Here is a 15,202-nt window from a genome sequence, read left to right as displayed (position 1 = left end):
TTATAAGTAAAACACCTAAAAGCATTTCTTTTTTAAAGGAGAAATGCTTTTAATATTGAAGTATTTCTTATAGGAAACGTTTGGGGAAATGAGTGAGTTCTAAATGAAGACTAAAAATAAGATTATTCGAATGTCAAAAGTCCTTTCGATGGCTTTTTTGATTTTTATTAAAATCTATTGGTTTAAGGTCCGCAAAAAGCCACAGCAGGATTGGGATAAACTATGGGCGGATATTGGTGCAAGGTTTCGTAAGACACTTTTTGAATTGGAAGGCCTATTAATTAAGGTTGGACAAATCTTAAGCACGAGGGCTGATTTGCTTCCCGAACCGTTTATTAAACAAATTCAAGATCTGACCGATCAAGTGCCTTCGTCAGATTGGAAGGATATTGAGGAAATTCTGAAAGAGGAGTGGGGGAACTCCACTCATGGAATTTTACAATCCATTGAAAAAGAGGCAATTGCTTCTGCGTCGATTGGAGAAGTATATAAGGGAATCTTAACAAAAGGTGAAAAAATTGCTGTTAAAGTCCAAAGACCCCATATCCACTCAATACTTAAAACAGATTTCCGAACATTGGCTATCATCATTTGGTTTGCAGATCATTTTGTACCTGTTCCTAAAGGATTTATCAACTTTAAGGTATTGTTTAAGGAAATAAAACAAGTGATTGAACGTGAGTTGGATTATTCAATGGAGCTACAAACCCTAGAAGTTTTTAAAGAACGCTTCAAGAATCATGACGCTGTTATCATTCCTAAGGTCTATCCTGAGTATAGTACATCAAAGGTTCTTGTTATGGAATGGGTAGATGGAATCAAGATTTCAGATACAGTGGATTTGCAAACGATGGATCGAAAACGTCTTGCCCAGAGTTTAATTGAGCTCTTCATTCCTCAATGGTTAGAGCCTGGTTTGTTTCATGCAGACCCACATCCTGGGAATGTACTTATATCAAAGGAAGGTAAAATTATTTTACTAGATTTCGGTATGGTTGGAGAAATCTCGAAAAAAGATGCTACGAACTTTCAAAGGTTGGTTGAAAGCTTTCTTACAAAGAATTATTCAAAGGCGGTCGAGTGTTTATCGCAGTTGGGATTCTTATTACCTGAATCTGACCATAGAACCATGGAGAAACTACTAGAGGAATGGATGTCATTTGATTTGTCCCAATTAAAGCAAATCGATCTAATTGCTTTTAAACGAGAAATGAATGACATTGTTCATGCACTCCCCATTCAGGTCCCAACACGATTTGTCTTTTTAGGTCGTTCCTTCGTTGCCATTGAGGGAATTTTACTTCATTTAATCCCTGAGGAAGAAGTTTTAGATCTTGTTAAGCCTGTATTTATGAATTGGTTACATAAAAGCGGCAATCAGAAATGGTCATTCATCTTGAATTGGATCCAAGCTCTCCCAGTGTTTAAGATCTTTCATTCAGTTCAAGATTTCTTACAGTTACCTCATACATTAGAAAATTTGAAGGAAGTTGAACAAAGAAGAGAATTTCAATTTACCATTTATGAAAATAATAAAAAGCATATATTCCTGCTTTTTCTATTTGGTATTGCAGGTATTGTAGCAAGTATTATTGCTTCGCATTCCATGTTGCTTTATCTAACTTCTGGGCTCACAGCTATATCAGGAATAGGGTATACAATGATTAGTCATAAACAGAAAAAATGGTTGAAGTATATGCATGAAAAACGAAAATGAAAAAGGGAGAAGACGTATGGCTGAAATTGATGAATTAAAATTAAGCAAACCAGCATTACGTGCCTTGCATGCAGCGGGATACGTCATGCTCGATCAGTTCACGAAGCTAACTGAAAAAGAAGTGTTGGCCTTACATGGAGTCGGTCCAACTGCCATAAGGGAGCTTCGAAAAGCACTCGATGAAAAGGGGCTTGCTTTTAAAATCGAAGAATAGACGAAAATCGCGAGGGTCATTCCCCGCGATTTTCTTGTTCATTAGCCTTTTTATTTTGATTATAAATATACCGGATCATCTTCATCGTTCGACTACCTTGAATCATAATCACAATTGTATAGATTGTTGTTAAAATAACCCCAAGGATCGCAATCCAAAACAATGTTGTGATTTTTGTTGCTCTACTTAACATATCAATCCCCCAATTCTTTAATCTAATTGTAGTTTTTGCCACAAAAACGAGATTATCCATTTTTCTAGGAGGTGTATTTTTTCACCGAGAAAAATATTTGTGTGATACACTATTTAAATCAGGTTAAAGGGGAGTACAAAAATGTCTCATACTATAAAAAAGCCAACAATATTAATCATCGCCATTGCATTAGGAGCCATTTTAAATCCACTAAATACAACGATGATCACAGTGGCTTTACCATCGATTCAACAGGATTTCAAGCTTTCATCAACTGATACTTCATGGTTAATTGCCTCTTACTTCATTGTGAGTGCTATTTTTTTACCGATTATCGGAAGACTTAGTGATTATTATGGAAGGAAGCGAATATTTCTCATTGGATTATTGTTTGTTTTAATTTCATCTATTCTTGCGCCAATGTCGAAAAGCATGATGATGCTTCTAAGCATGAGATTGATTCAAGCGATTGGCACGTCAGCACTATACCCAGCAGGGATAGGCTTGGTCCGCTTATATATTAAACAAAATCAAAATCGGGTGATTGGTACATTGGCGGTATTTGCCACTACTTCCGCTGCGTTTGGACCGACGATAAGTGGTTTGCTGATTCAATATGGCGGCTGGCCGGTTATTTTCTATGTTAATCTTCCGGTCATTTTTCTGTCGGCCCTGTTAACATGGGTTTATATCCCGAAAGATGAGCCAACTAAAGGTAACGCATTTAAATGGGATGTTGTCGGAATGATCCTATTCAGTGCTTTTATCACAAGTTGGATGGTCTTTTTGCTATCATTGGAAGGCGGATTTAATGGATGGTCTTTGATTCTTTCGATTGGTTTGTCGATTCTTTTTTATACATATGAGAAAAAGAAAGCAGATCCTTTGATCAATGTCGTCTTTTTGAAAAAGAATCCTACGATTTCTGTAATTTATGCACAGTACATCTTAGCAACACTGATATTCTTCTCAATCCTTTTGTTTACACCCATCTATTTACAGGAAGTTATTGAGTTGGGTTCAGAATATACAGGATTGATGATGCTGGCGTTATCTGTATTTGCGATGCTCACAACACCAATTGCGACAAGATGGGCAGAAAGAGTGGGGTACCGGGTTCCGTTACTTGTTGGCGCGGGGATTGGAATTGCAGGAGTCGCATTCCTTTATATGACCACAAAAAATTCCTCGTTGCTGTGGATTGTCCTGGTTTTGGCGGTGTTTGGAATCAGTAACGGTCTGATGAATATCAGCTTGCAAAACCTGTTATATACGTTTATTAGTGTAACTCAAACAGGAATTGCATCAGGTTTGTTAATGACTTCAAGATTTATCGGAAACATCCTAGCATCGAGCATATATGGTGTCGTTTTTGCCATTGGGTTAAATGATGTGAGTAAAAATTCGATGGCGTTCGTCTTATTGGCGGTTTCACTAGTCATCATTCCGGGCATGTTCTATGTAACAAATCAAAAAATGAAGACGGAACAATGGTAAAGGAACAAGCCATAATGCATCCAGGGGCATTATGGCTTGTTTTTTATCAAAGCCAAAACAATTGATTTGTTGATGCGAAATGTCTCTGAGACAAGGTCTCGAAGACAAATCAAGTTTAAATGCCAAGTAAATTGTCTCTGATACTTGCTATCGTGGACAAATCCGCTTTAATAGCTAAATGTATTGTCCGTGAGCAGTCATCTCGAAGACAAACCTAACTCAAATGCTGTACGAAATGTCCTTGAGTAACAGACTCGCCCCTTATAAACAAAAAATTCCAAGGTTAAGAAGGATTCTTCCTTTTTCTCTCGAACTATTTAGGGAGATTTTTTTCGATTTCATAAAAGCTTCAACCGACTCATCAAGCAATCTTTCACGATTCATGTCTTCGTTAACATCAGAATCAACTTCCATCTCTGATTTAAAAACACCATATGTATCATCTGGATCAAAAGAATTATCATTGTCTTTTTTCATTTGCTATCACTCCTTGTAAGTAGTGTAAGCAATCGTATGAGAATCTACTCTATCTTTTAATGGGTCTTTCGAGTGTTAAAATTTCATCGTCAAGAGAAGCGAATTGTTGATCCACAACCGCTTTTACATCATGGACGGCAGCATTGTAGATATGAGGTGCCAGTTTTTCTTTTACAAAATGTAAAACCTGTTCAGCTGCAAACTCACTGATTTCTTCATCTCTTTCAAGTGAGAAAAATTCCTGTATATCGGAAATCATGGATTGCTGTTGTTCTTTCGTAAGCTTAATAAACAATAAAAAACACTCCTAACATTTGAAAGGTGGATTTAGCAATGAAATTGAAAACCATTTTGATCGTCATTCCGCTGCTCCTCGTCTTACTATACAGTTTTACATACGTACCTCACAAGCTATTCGATATCAATCCTTCCGATGTTTCAAAAATACATATCGTCGATGGGAATTCAGGATATAGGTTTGATATTACTTCAGAAGGGGAGATCCACCGAATCATCAAGAATTTAAACGAGGTTACGTTTAAAAAGGGGAAACTCTCAGCAGGGTATATGGGATATCGCTTTAACACAACCATATACGACAAAAAAGGAGAACCAATAAAAGAACTAATCATTAACTCTAGTGATACGATCCGATATAAAGGATTCTTCTATACAACAACAGAGATCCCTCTTGAATATGAATTTATCGATGAAGTAGGGGACCAGAGGGACGGTTCTATTGGCTCTCTTTAGGTAATTATGGAAAACAAAAAGGGAACCCCTGGGTCAGAACTGGGGTTCCCTTTTACAAAAATATATTTAGTCGAGCTGTGTAAAGCTAGGGACCACAAGAACCGTCCCCTTGGCGCCCTGGCGCCGCTGGCAACTTGGCACCTAGGCAACTTGGTCCTTAATAAATGCGGTCGCCGTTGAAGATTGAGTTTTTGACGACGACGTAGTCGACGTGGCGGATGGAATCTAGTTTGTTTCCGCCTGAGTAAGAGATAGCCGATTGTAAATCTTGTTCCATTTCTTTAAGTGTATCTTTTAGTGATCCTTTGTGCTCCACATAGATTTTCTTACCTTCAACATTCTTCTTTTCGCCTTTTTGGAATTCAGAAGCTGAACCGAAGTATTCTTTCACAAGCTTACCATCAATTTCTGTTGTTTCACCAGGTGATTCTTCATGTCCTGCGAATAGGGAACCAATCATGACCATTTTCGCACCGAAGCGAACTGATTTTGCGATATCACCGTGAGTACGAATACCACCATCTGCAATAACAGGCTTTGTTGCAGCTTTTGCGCACCAACGAAGTGCTGCTAGTTGCCAACCACCAGTTCCGAAACCTGTTTTGATTTTCGTAATACAAACCTTACCAGGTCCAATTCCAACCTTTGTTGCGTCAGCTCCTGCGTTTTCTAATTCTCTTACCGCTTCTGGAGTGCCAACGTTACCTGCGATGACAAAGCTTTTTGGTAGGTTTGCCTTGATATGCTTAATCATTTCAATGACTGAGTTTGAATGACCATGAGCGATATCAATCGTGATGAATTCTGGTACAAGGTTTTCTTCAACTAGTTGTTCGATGAATGTATATTCCTCAGGCTTAACACCAACACTAATTGAAGCAATTAAACCACGACCTTGCATATCTTTAATAAAATCAACTCGTTTTTCTGGGTTAAACCGGTGCATGATATAGAAAAAGCCATTTTCAGCTAAAAATAATGCGATTTTCTCATCTATAATGGTCTGCATGTTAGCAGGGACGACCGGAAGTTTAAAGGTGTGGCCACCAAATTCAACTGTTGTGTCACACTCAGAACGACTATTTACAATACATTTTGCTGGGATTAATTGAATATCTTCGTAATCAAATACATTATCCATTAAAAACACTCCTAAAACCGAATATTATTTTCTTCATTCTTTAATAATGTTCGCACATTAGATAATGTACATGATTTTTAAAACGATGTCAAAGTTTTTTTATTATTTGTAGCCGAATAAATAATAACCAAGGAAAAAAAAGCCTGCGATTTCCGCAGGCTTAAAACAAAACTATAAAATATCATTCAATTCCGAATTGGAGTAGACGGAGATCAGAATCACAGCAGTTGTTTCTCCGATATTTTTTACAAAATGAGGAACACTGGCATTCCAGCTGAAGGAGTCTCCTTCTTCTACGATAACGGAATCTTCTCCTTGTTCAGCGAGAATTTTTCCTTTTAAGACTAAATGGCATTCTTCTCCTTCATGAGCGTTCGGTTCTCCCATGGAAGCACCTGGCGGACATTCGACAATCATCATGCGTAAGCCGCCCTTTGAGGTGAGATGTTCCACTTGTAAATGATTAAAGGATGTTTTTGTACGAGCATCCTTACGAACGACTCGCATATGCTCTTTCTTTTCTAATAATAAGTAGGGAAGCGGAACCTCTAAGAAATCAGAAATTGTTTTTAATGTATTAATCGATGGAGAGGTATTGTTATTTTCAACATTACTGATAAACCCCTTTGAAAGGCCAGTACCTTCGCACATTTGGGCGATGGTTATTTTTTTGCGATTTCGTATTGCGCGAATTTTAGTGCCAATATCCATAATTCGTACCTCACTTGTATTCTAGTAGGAAACATATTTTTATATTAGCAAAAAAAATGTTGACAATCTACCACAGGTCTTGTTATCTTATAAACAACAAATATTCATATTAAGAAACAAACCTTAGAGGTTTTCTTTTTTTGCCCTTGTGTTTCTTCATACGAATATTTTATTCCTATATAAATACTTCATTGTGGGGATACTTTAAGTAAATAACATGAAGGAAGGACTGATAGAATTGAATTCACCTTTTGTTTATGAACTACGTAATCCTTCAACAATTGATTCTAATAAAAAATATCCAGCGTTGTTTCTAATGCATGGGATGGGGAGCAATGAACAAGATCTCCTCTCATTAACAAAAGGGTTAGAGGAGTTTTTTTATATTTTTAGTATTCGTGGTCCATTAACACAACCACCAGGCTATGCCTTTTTTACAATTGAAGGTTATGGCAAACCACACAGAGAAGTATTTGACCATAGTATTGGTCAACTCACACATTATCTTGATTATGCTTCGCAAAGTTATCCGATTGATCAAGAAAACATCTATTTAGTAGGATTCAGTCAAGGAGCTATCGTTTCGATGACTTTAGGGCTTTCATTAGGCGATCGAATTAAGGGCATTGTCGCTTTGAGCGGGTATATTCCTCGTTTTGTAAAAGAGGAATATGACATTCAATCTATCGAAAATCTTTCAATCTTTATTTCGCATGGGCAACAAGACCCTGTGTTGCCGTATCAATGGGGAGTGGAGAGTAAGGAGTTTTTTGAAAAGCTTGGAGCGAATGTGAGCTTTCATTCATATCCAGAAGGGCATACCGTATCACTACAAAATTATCGTGATTTAAGGGAATGGATCACGAACAAATTGAAAAATGGAGGAATTGGAAATGGAAAATAAATTTGAATTAGGTAGTTTAATTATAAGAGTTGTTTTAGGTATTACATTTTTTGTTCATGGACTTGTGAAGTTTCAAGACGGAATTGAAAACACGGTTGGCTGGTTCGACAGCATTGGACTACCAGGTGTTTTAGCATATGGAGTAGCAGTGATTGAGCTTGTTGGTGGAATTATGTTAGTTCTTGGATTATTTAGCAGAATCGTGTCTATCCTATTTGCGATCGTAATGGTTGGGGCAATTGTTAAAGTGAAACTTGCAATTGGCTTTTTAGGTAATGGACAAATGGCAGGTTATGAATTAGATTTAGCATTTCTAGCAATGGCTGTGATGCTTGCTATCACTGGTTCGAAGGCGTTTGCTCTTGATCAACTGATTTTAAAAGGGAAAGAAAATACGACATCTTCTATTAATTAAGGAGAAAAAGCATTACCTTTGTACATAAGGTAATGCTTTTTTATTTAAAGTCTACATTAATCATCACAACCTCTGACCTTGTTCCAAGTCTAAGGGGAGGTCCCCATGTTCCAAATCCAGAAGATACGATGGAATGCATATTTCCTTTTTCTAATAAGCCGTAGTCATTCTCATAAAGCAAGTTAGTAATTAGATTTCCAGGAAAGACTTGTCCACGATGGGTATGTCCTGACAGAATCAAGTCGATCTCGTTAGCCTCTGCAGCATCTAATTCATTTGGCTGATGATCGAGCATAATCATCGGTTTTGATGAATCAAGTGTTGAAACTAACTTTGACATTTCGACACGATTTTTATCTGTAGCATCATTTCTTCCTATAATATAGATGTCATTTTCAATCATCGTTACTTCATCAGTTAATACCTCAATCCCGAGCTTCTCCATTTCTTCGACAATTTTTTCGTTATCTTGTCCGTAGTAGTCATGATTTCCAAGTGTGGCATAGACACCAAGTGGTGCGCCGATTTTTTGCATCATCTCACCCATGTTTTCTTTTAAAAATGGCTCAATGTGATCATCGATTAGATCCCCGGGAAGTAAGATCATATCTGGATCAGTTTCTTCTACTAAATGGACAAATTTTTCAAGATGATTTTTACCAACAATACTACCGAGGTGAAGATCAGAAGCCATTAAAATTTTTAAACGATCCCGTTCGACATTTTTGTCGATCGAAAGATGATACGTTTGTACAACAGGACTCCATGCGTAGAAAGTTCCGAAGCTAAAGATTAGGATGTACACCGAGAGTAACACGAATCCAAGTGCACGAATGCCTTTCTTTTTTAATAGAAAGAAGCTTAGGGTAGCGATTGGGAGGAAGATAAGTCCAAATCCTACAAGGATGAGCCAATAATACCCGATCGTCTGCAGAATAGCTGATGATGTAGAGTAACCAACAAAAATGGCTAATGATAACACCAGAATGACTAAGGTGTATGTCTTTTTATGTCGAAAAGAAAATGAATGTTTGAGCCACACCCAACCCATATACCCAAAATAAAAGCTCATACCACTATAAAGCAAGAGAAATAGGAGAATTGCTAGAATAAACATAGTTCGAATAGCCCTTTCCATTTAAAGTAATTCCTTTTATAGTAGTATAATTGAAAGCAATCGTTTCGTCTTTGCTTTTGCTTCCTTTTGTAAAGAAAAATTGGTCATAAATGAGAAGGATGTAACGTATTTTATAAAAGTTTGTAAATGTAGTGTACAGGCTAGTGTGTAAGGGAATACATAAGTTGCAAGAAAATTTCGGGGTTTTAAAGAACTATTGACTTTTTGACGAAACGTAGTAAAGTAAGTGAATGTATCGCTAATGTAAATTTAATTACATTTGTTAATAATTTGTTCATATTTGCTTGGTAAAATAGTTTTTACGATTTTAGTTATTGAAATAATTTTTGTTTAGATTGAAGGTAGGTGCAATCATGAAAAAGAATATTCTAAAACGTGGTCAAAATATCTTCACTAGCTTTTTTGGCTTCTACTTATTAGCGGTGTTATTCCTTTGGATAAAAACATTTATTTCGCAATCAACCGAATTTAACTTAAATATTGATAATTCATTACAGACTTTTTTATTGATTTTGAATCCACTTGGATCGGCTTTATTCTTTTTAGGTCTAGCATTCTTAGGGAAAGAGAAAAAGGGATATAGACGACTTCTCATTATCTATTTTCTAATGTCTTTCCTTTTATACGCGAATATTGTATATTACCGTTTCTTTAGTGACTTCATTACATTGCCAACATTGTTCCAAACACAGAACTTTGGTGATGTGAGTGGTAGTGTTGTTTCACTTTTAAAACCATATGATTTCTTATTCTTTATTGACTTTATCGTCCTTCTAGGGTTGTTTTTATTTAAAAAAATGAAGACTGAGACGACAACAAATAGTATGAGAGGTTTAAAAGTAGCCGCATTATTTGCATTTGCGATTTTAATTTCAGCTGTTAACCTTTCTCTAGCAGAGGCTGATCGTCCACAGCTATTAACACGTGGCTTTGACCGCCATTATATCGTGAAATACTTAGGTATGTATAACTACACGATTTACGATGCTGTTCAAAGTACAAAGGCTTCTACACAAAGAGCATTAGCGGATAGTAATGATAGCATTGAAGTGATTAACTATACAAAAGCAAACTATGCTGAACCAAATCCCGAATATTTTGGAGTTGGTAAAGGCATGAACGTTATTTATCTTCACCTTGAGTCCATGCAAAATTTCTTAATCAATTACAAGCTGAACGGGGAAGAGGTAACACCTTTCTTAAATTCATTAGTGAATGAAGGAAATACCCTTTACTTTGATAATTTCTTCCATCAGACTGCACAAGGTAAGACAGCTGATGCGGAATTTCTTCTTGAAAACTCATTATATGGTCTACCGCAGGGATCTGCTTTTACAACGAAAGGCTTGAACACATATCAGGCTGCTCCAGCAATCCTTGGACAAGAAGGTTATACATCTGCTGTATTCCACGGAAACTCAGGTAGCTTCTGGAACCGGAATGAAATTTATAAGTCATTTGGCTATGATCATTTCTTTGATTCAAGCTATTATCAAATGAATCCAGAAGACCTTGCTGAATATGGACTAATGGATAAACCATTCTATGAGCAATCGGCTGATTTATTAGACACATTACCACAGCCGTTTTATACAAAATTTATTACAGTAACAAATCACTACCCGTATAAAATTAATGAAGAGGATGCAACGATTGCGCGTCATACAACAGGTGATCGTTCAGTTGATGGATATTTCCAAACGGCACGATATGCGGATGAAGCATTAGAGCAATTCTTCAATGATTTAAAAGAAAAAGGCTTATACGATAATTCAATTATCATTATGTATGGTGACCATTATGGTATCTCTGAAAACCATAATAAAGCCATGAAGCAAGTACTAGAAAAAGATGAAATTACACCATTTGATACTGCTTCCCTTCAACGGGTACCATTGTTTATCCGTGTTCCAGGAATGGAAGGTGGGGTTCAGCACCAGTATGGTGGCCAAATTGACCTTCTTCCAACACTACTACACTTGCTTGGAATTGATACTAAGGATTATATGCAATTCGGAACAGACTTACTTTCTGAACAACATGATCAAGTGATTCCATTCCGTAATGGTGATTTCGTAAGTCCAACCATTTCCGCAGTTGATGGTAAGTTTTATGATTCAACAACAGGTGTTGAAATCACAGAAGACCAGCTAGACACTGCGAAAAAGCTTCAGGACATCGTAGAAGAAAAGTTAGCAACTTCTGATAAGGTTGTAAATGGTGACTTGTTACGATTCTACACACCACAAGGATTTGAGCCGGTTAATCGTTCAGATTACAATTATTTGATTGATGGTGAAGAATCAGCCGAATAATGATTAAAAAGCTACCTAAGGATGTTTCTTAGGTAGCTTTTTTTGATGGGAAGGCACCAATTTGGGGCAGGATAGGAAAATAAGAACACGATTCATTCATTGTTTAGTAAGGAGAAATTGGCATGGATAAGAATAAAAATACAGGTGACCGTATATACAAGGTCGCTAAAAAAGAAGCATTAATTGGTATCGGTTTAGCGGTTTTCAATTTCCTATGGTGGTTTGGCTTTGCGTATGGACTAGGATCAAAGCAGGTTTCTGAATATACATACATCGCAGGTTTACCAAGCTGGTTTTTTTATAGTTGTGTTGTTGGTTTTATTGTGGTGGTTTTGTTGGTGATTATTCTTGTGAAAATGGTCTTTAAAGAGGTACCGTTTGAAGATGAGGGAGGGGATTCATTATGAATTGGGAAGTATTAATCCCTTTCCTTGGTTTATTAGTGATTATTTTTATGATTGGAATTTATGCAGCAGGGCGTTTAAAGAATAGCTCTGGATTTCTTCAAGATTATTTTCTAGGGAGCCGTGAGTTAGGTGGTTTTGTCCTAGCTATGACAATGGTTGCTACGTATGGAAGTGCAAGTAGTTTCATCGGTGGTCCTGGTGCTGCATACAATATCGGACTTGGGTGGGTCTTGCTTTCGATGATTCAAGTGGTAACAGGGTATTTTGTTCTTGCGGTATTAGGAAAAAAATTCGCGATTGTGGCTCGTAAGATCAATGCTGTAACCCTTATTGATTTTTTAAAGGAACGCTATCATTCGAAGTGGGTGGTTTTACTCTCATCTGGAAGTATTATCGTCTTTTTGTTTGCTTCGATGTCTGCCCAATGGGTCGGAGGTGGCAGATTAATTGAATCCTTGACAGGTTTATCTTATACAAGTTCATTATTTATTTTTGCTATTTCGATTTTAGTTTATGTGACGATTGGTGGATTTCGTGCTGTTGCTCTTACAGAGACGATACAAGGAATTATCATGTTTATTGGGACGTTGATCATCCTCATCGGAACGATTATTGCAGGTGGAGGAATCCCAGCCATTATCGAAGAACTTATTGGACAAAATCCAAATCTCGTGTCACCGTTTGGAAATGATAGATCCCTTACTCCAATCTATTTATCCTCATTTTGGATCCTTGTAGGGGTAGGTGTTGTTGGGTTGCCTCAAATTGCTGTGCGCGCGATGTCCTATCGGCATGCAAAAGCAATGCACCAAGCGATGATTATCGGAACCATTGTAGTTGGCTTTATTATGCTTGGCATGCATTTATCAGGTGTTTTTGCGAGGGCGATTATTCCTGGGGTTGAGGTTCCAGATACAGTTATGCCGTTGTTAGCCATGGAAGTATTACCCCCATGGTTGGCTGGGGTTGTTCTTTCTGCACCGATGGCGGCGATCATGTCTACTGTTAACTCGTTATTATTAATTGTAGGCTCTACCATTGTGAAGGATGTGTATTTAAATTACATAAAGCCGGATGCTTCAGAGACAATGGTGAAAAGACTGAGTATGAGTGTAACCGCATTGGTCGGTGTACTCGTCTTCCTAATGGCGATCAATCCTCCCGATTTGCTAATCTGGCTCAATTTGTTTGCGTTCGGGGGGCTTGAGGCTGCGTTTATTTGGCCGGTTGTACTTGGCTTGTATTGGCGAAGGGGGAATAAATATGGAGCCATCTCCTCGATCATCGTTGGAGTAGGTAGCTATATTCTGATCCATACCACGAATCCAGAACCCTTTGGTATGCATTCGGTTGCTTTGCCTGTGTTTTTCTCGCTTATTAGTTATGTTCTCGTAAGCTTACTGGTGAAGGAAAAAGACCTTGAACATTTACGGAATATTGATGCAAAGTTTTCTTAATCGACAAGTGTAAAGCGCTTGTCGTTTTTTTTGATAGTGAACGAAGTATTGGAATGGTACTATGTTAATAAGATAAGCGAAAAGGGGATCTACTGTGAAGGTTTTAATTGCGATTGATTCATTTAAAGGTAGTATTTCGTCTCTTGAAGGGAGTAATGCGATTGCTTTAGGGATAGAAGAGGTTTATCCTGATGCCACTATCATTACCATACCGCTCGCAGATGGTGGTGAGGGGACAGTCGAATCGTTCATTCAGGCGACAAACGGGGAAATGATAGAAACGACAGTTACTGGACCGTTAATGGAGAAAATCTCTGCAATGTATGGAATTTTAGGTGATAAAAAAACAGCTGTTATTGAAGTGGCGGCTGCGTGTGGTCTTCCTCTTGTTCCTTCTGATAAAAGAAACCCGAAACTCACAACAACCTTTGGTGTAGGAGAATTGATCCTTGATGCCTGCCATAGAGGCTGCAGGGAGTTTGTGATTGGGCTCGGTGGAAGTTCCACAAATGATGCTGGCGTTGGTATGCTCCAGGCACTGGGCTTTCGCTTTTTAGATAATAAAGATCAAGAGGTTGGATGTGGAGGCCAGCATTTAAAAGATATTTCAAAGATTGACGCTTCTGCTGTTCATCCAATCGTAAAGGAATGCACGTTTCGAATTGCTTGTGATGTAAACAATCCACTATATGGACCAAACGGTGCAGCCTATATTTATGGTCCGCAAAAAGGTGCAGATGAAACAATGGTGGCAGAACTGGATGATGGGTTAAAACATTTTTCCAAAATCGTCCTTCAGACGATGAATATCAATATTCACTCCTTTCCAGGAGCTGGGGCTGCCGGCGGGCTTGGAGCTGCTTTTAGTGGTTTTTTACAAGGACAACTCGTATCGGGAGTTGAATTGGTTCTTGACAGTGTAGGAATGAACCAACTTTTAGAAGGTGTTGATTTTGTGATAACTGGCGAGGGGAAGATGGATGGGCAGACATCGATGGGAAAAGCCCCGTTGGGTGTTGCGAAAAGAGCTCAGCAAAAAAATATCCCGGTAATTGCCTTAGCGGGTGCAATGACAGGTGATACGTCTGCTTTAAATGAACTTGGAATCACCTCTTTCTTTTCGATCATCAATGAACCAATGACATTAGACGAAGCGATGAATACAAGTCATACATTTGAAAATTTAAAATCAGCCTCCAGCCAAATTTTTCGGTTGATAAAGGCAGTTAAAGGATAAAGTTAAAAATATAAAAAACCCCACAATCTGTGGGGTTACCCTGAATAAACGCTATCACATGTGTTTGCCTCTGGTTCATAATAGCAATGATTTTTAAATTGTCCTGCAAATGGTTGACCGTACCATGTAGGAGGACATGGAGCATACGGGTTAAAATACCAAAGAGAATACTTGGAAGGATGTTCCCTCCAATAGTCTAATGTTTGCTTCGCTAGCCTTTTTTCCACATTTCTAGCAGGATTATAAAACAAGTTACCTTTTTGTACTGCTTCAAATGAATAATTTCCACCTTGTACATGAAAAATTACTTGCCGTATGCTTCTCAGATCTTTAAAATCCAAACAATTTGCGACTGCGCGATTTACAATGACATTACCAACCATCAGCATCCCTTGTCGTCCTTCAGCTTCAGCCTCCGCTCTCATCATCCTTGCCACCAAATTCACATCATTGTCCGTATATTTTACTCTAGGCATTTTTCATCACCCCTACAAAAATTGTATGAAGCCTTTCACCAAAAAAGTCGGTTTTAAATCATTTTTATCTGATGAACTCATTTCGTTTCACAAACTCTATGTAGGACAGATGGTCAAATGAAACTTTTTCGAGTTGCAATCGTAAATAAA

At 37.7% G+C, this 15,202-nt stretch carries 17 protein-coding genes; 10 read left to right on the top strand and 7 right to left on the bottom strand.

What is annotated here, in order from left to right:
• The first annotated feature begins 103 nt into the window (after window positions 1-103).
• On the top strand, window positions 104-1,717 hold the full coding sequence (locus ABC371_RS19905; RefSeq protein WP_412898380.1) for an ABC1 kinase family protein: 1,614 nt from the start codon (window positions 104-106) through the stop codon (window positions 1,715-1,717).
• Window positions 1,718-1,733: 16 nt separating this feature from the next.
• Window positions 1,734-1,931: a DNA-directed RNA polymerase subunit alpha C-terminal domain-containing protein gene (locus ABC371_RS19900; protein ID WP_412898379.1), complete on the top strand. Its 198-nt coding sequence runs from the start codon at window positions 1,734-1,736 to the stop codon at window positions 1,929-1,931.
• Window positions 1,932-1,947: 16 nt separating this feature from the next.
• Here the strand turns inward: ABC371_RS19900 and ABC371_RS19895 are convergent, their stop codons facing one another.
• Window positions 1,948-2,124, bottom strand: a complete 177-nt coding sequence (locus tag ABC371_RS19895; protein WP_412898378.1) for a hypothetical protein — start codon at window positions 2,122-2,124, stop codon at window positions 1,948-1,950.
• A gap of 141 nt (window positions 2,125-2,265) precedes the next feature.
• Here ABC371_RS19895 and ABC371_RS19890 point away from each other — a divergent pair, with 141 nt between their 5' ends.
• Entirely contained in the window at window positions 2,266-3,621 is a 1,356-nt protein-coding gene (locus ABC371_RS19890) for an MFS transporter (RefSeq protein ID WP_412898377.1), read from the top strand.
• A gap of 261 nt (window positions 3,622-3,882) precedes the next feature.
• Here the strand turns inward: ABC371_RS19890 and ABC371_RS19885 are convergent, their stop codons facing one another.
• Both ABC371_RS19885 and ABC371_RS19880 read right to left on the bottom strand, forming a co-directional pair.
• Window positions 3,883-4,098: a hypothetical protein gene (locus ABC371_RS19885; protein WP_412898376.1), complete on the bottom strand. Its 216-nt coding sequence runs from the start codon at window positions 4,096-4,098 to the stop codon at window positions 3,883-3,885.
• 49 nt (window positions 4,099-4,147) lie between these two features.
• The gene (locus ABC371_RS19880) at window positions 4,148-4,393 is read right to left on the bottom strand and encodes a DUF2164 domain-containing protein (RefSeq protein WP_412898375.1); all 246 of its coding nucleotides are present in this window, start codon (window positions 4,391-4,393) and stop codon (window positions 4,148-4,150) included.
• 38 nt (window positions 4,394-4,431) lie between these two features.
• On the opposite strand from ABC371_RS19880, the gene ABC371_RS19875 reads away from it, so the two are divergent.
• Window positions 4,432-4,851 (top strand): hypothetical protein, encoded by a 420-nt coding sequence (locus tag ABC371_RS19875; protein WP_412898374.1) that lies wholly within the window; start codon window positions 4,432-4,434, stop codon window positions 4,849-4,851.
• A 157-nt stretch (window positions 4,852-5,008) separates the two neighbouring features.
• Here the strand turns inward: ABC371_RS19875 and guaC are convergent, their stop codons facing one another.
• Window positions 5,009-5,992, bottom strand: a complete 984-nt coding sequence (gene guaC, locus ABC371_RS19870; protein WP_412898373.1) for a GMP reductase — start codon at window positions 5,990-5,992, stop codon at window positions 5,009-5,011.
• A 171-nt stretch (window positions 5,993-6,163) separates the two neighbouring features.
• Window positions 6,164-6,703, bottom strand: a complete 540-nt coding sequence (locus tag ABC371_RS19865) for a helix-turn-helix domain-containing protein (protein WP_412898372.1) — start codon at window positions 6,701-6,703, stop codon at window positions 6,164-6,166.
• A 238-nt stretch (window positions 6,704-6,941) separates the two neighbouring features.
• Between ABC371_RS19865 and ABC371_RS19860 the strand changes: the two genes are divergently transcribed.
• Both ABC371_RS19860 and ABC371_RS19855 read left to right on the top strand, forming a co-directional pair.
• Complete coding sequence (locus tag ABC371_RS19860) at window positions 6,942-7,607, top strand: alpha/beta hydrolase (RefSeq protein ID WP_412898371.1); 666 nt, start codon at window positions 6,942-6,944, stop codon at window positions 7,605-7,607.
• The gene (locus ABC371_RS19855) at window positions 7,597-8,022 is read left to right on the top strand and encodes a DoxX family protein (RefSeq protein ID WP_412898370.1); all 426 of its coding nucleotides are present in this window, start codon (window positions 7,597-7,599) and stop codon (window positions 8,020-8,022) included. The genes ABC371_RS19860 and ABC371_RS19855 overlap by 11 nt, the downstream gene beginning before the upstream one ends.
• Window positions 8,023-8,062: 40 nt before the next feature.
• Here ABC371_RS19855 and ABC371_RS19850 read toward each other — a convergent pair whose 3' ends face one another.
• Window positions 8,063-9,160 (bottom strand): metallophosphoesterase, encoded by a 1,098-nt coding sequence (locus tag ABC371_RS19850; RefSeq protein ID WP_412898369.1) that lies wholly within the window; start codon window positions 9,158-9,160, stop codon window positions 8,063-8,065.
• Between the two features lie 353 nt (window positions 9,161-9,513).
• Here ABC371_RS19850 and ltaS point away from each other — a divergent pair, with 353 nt between their 5' ends.
• From ltaS to ABC371_RS19830, 4 genes are all read left to right on the top strand, one after another.
• Window positions 9,514-11,475: a lipoteichoic acid synthase gene (ltaS, locus tag ABC371_RS19845; protein ID WP_412898368.1), complete on the top strand. Its 1,962-nt coding sequence runs from the start codon at window positions 9,514-9,516 to the stop codon at window positions 11,473-11,475.
• 122 nt (window positions 11,476-11,597) lie between these two features.
• Window positions 11,598-11,882 (top strand): YhdT family protein, encoded by a 285-nt coding sequence (locus ABC371_RS19840; protein ID WP_412898367.1) that lies wholly within the window; start codon window positions 11,598-11,600, stop codon window positions 11,880-11,882.
• Window positions 11,879-13,339: a sodium/pantothenate symporter gene (gene panF / locus ABC371_RS19835; protein WP_412898366.1), complete on the top strand. Its 1,461-nt coding sequence runs from the start codon at window positions 11,879-11,881 to the stop codon at window positions 13,337-13,339. Before ABC371_RS19840 ends, panF begins: the two co-directional genes overlap by 4 nt.
• A 94-nt stretch (window positions 13,340-13,433) precedes the next feature.
• Entirely contained in the window at window positions 13,434-14,576 is a 1,143-nt protein-coding gene (locus tag ABC371_RS19830) for a glycerate kinase (protein ID WP_412898365.1), read from the top strand.
• A 35-nt stretch (window positions 14,577-14,611) separates the two neighbouring features.
• Here ABC371_RS19830 and ABC371_RS19825 read toward each other — a convergent pair whose 3' ends face one another.
• Window positions 14,612-15,052: a cell wall hydrolase gene (locus ABC371_RS19825; protein WP_412898364.1), complete on the bottom strand. Its 441-nt coding sequence runs from the start codon at window positions 15,050-15,052 to the stop codon at window positions 14,612-14,614.
• Between the last annotated feature and the right edge of the window lie 150 nt (window positions 15,053-15,202).

It is taken from the genome of Bacillus jepli (assembly GCF_047238305.1).
Taxonomy (GTDB): domain Bacteria; phylum Bacillota; class Bacilli; order Bacillales; family Bacillaceae_L; genus Ferdinandcohnia.
Note: the sequence above shows the minus strand (reverse complement) of the source record. Positions and strands in the feature narration are given on the sequence as shown.

What these genes read in the sequence shown, in the direction of transcription:
- ABC371_RS19905 (WP_412898380.1), top strand. Translation starts at nt 104, where the DNA reads ATGAAGACTAAAAATAAGATTATTCGAATGTCAAAAGTCCTTTCGATG.
- ABC371_RS19885 (WP_412898376.1), bottom strand. Translation starts at nt 4,098, where the DNA reads ATGAAAAAAGACAATGATAATTCTTTTGATCCAGATGATACATATGGT.
- panF (WP_412898366.1), top strand. Translation starts at nt 11,879, where the DNA reads ATGAATTGGGAAGTATTAATCCCTTTCCTTGGTTTATTAGTGATTATT.
- ltaS (WP_412898368.1), top strand. Translation starts at nt 9,514, where the DNA reads ATGAAAAAGAATATTCTAAAACGTGGTCAAAATATCTTCACTAGCTTT.
- ABC371_RS19890 (WP_412898377.1), top strand. Translation starts at nt 2,266, where the DNA reads ATGTCTCATACTATAAAAAAGCCAACAATATTAATCATCGCCATTGCA.
- ABC371_RS19895 (WP_412898378.1), bottom strand. Translation starts at nt 2,124, where the DNA reads ATGTTAAGTAGAGCAACAAAAATCACAACATTGTTTTGGATTGCGATC.
- guaC (WP_412898373.1), bottom strand. Translation starts at nt 5,992, where the DNA reads ATGGATAATGTATTTGATTACGAAGATATTCAATTAATCCCAGCAAAA.
- ABC371_RS19900 (WP_412898379.1), top strand. Translation starts at nt 1,734, where the DNA reads ATGGCTGAAATTGATGAATTAAAATTAAGCAAACCAGCATTACGTGCC.
- ABC371_RS19840 (WP_412898367.1), top strand. Translation starts at nt 11,598, where the DNA reads ATGGATAAGAATAAAAATACAGGTGACCGTATATACAAGGTCGCTAAA.
- ABC371_RS19850 (WP_412898369.1), bottom strand. Translation starts at nt 9,160, where the DNA reads ATGGAAAGGGCTATTCGAACTATGTTTATTCTAGCAATTCTCCTATTT.
- ABC371_RS19875 (WP_412898374.1), top strand. Translation starts at nt 4,432, where the DNA reads ATGAAATTGAAAACCATTTTGATCGTCATTCCGCTGCTCCTCGTCTTA.
- ABC371_RS19865 (WP_412898372.1), bottom strand. Translation starts at nt 6,703, where the DNA reads ATGGATATTGGCACTAAAATTCGCGCAATACGAAATCGCAAAAAAATA.
- ABC371_RS19855 (WP_412898370.1), top strand. Translation starts at nt 7,597, where the DNA reads ATGGAAAATAAATTTGAATTAGGTAGTTTAATTATAAGAGTTGTTTTA.
- ABC371_RS19825 (WP_412898364.1), bottom strand. Translation starts at nt 15,052, where the DNA reads ATGCCTAGAGTAAAATATACGGACAATGATGTGAATTTGGTGGCAAGG.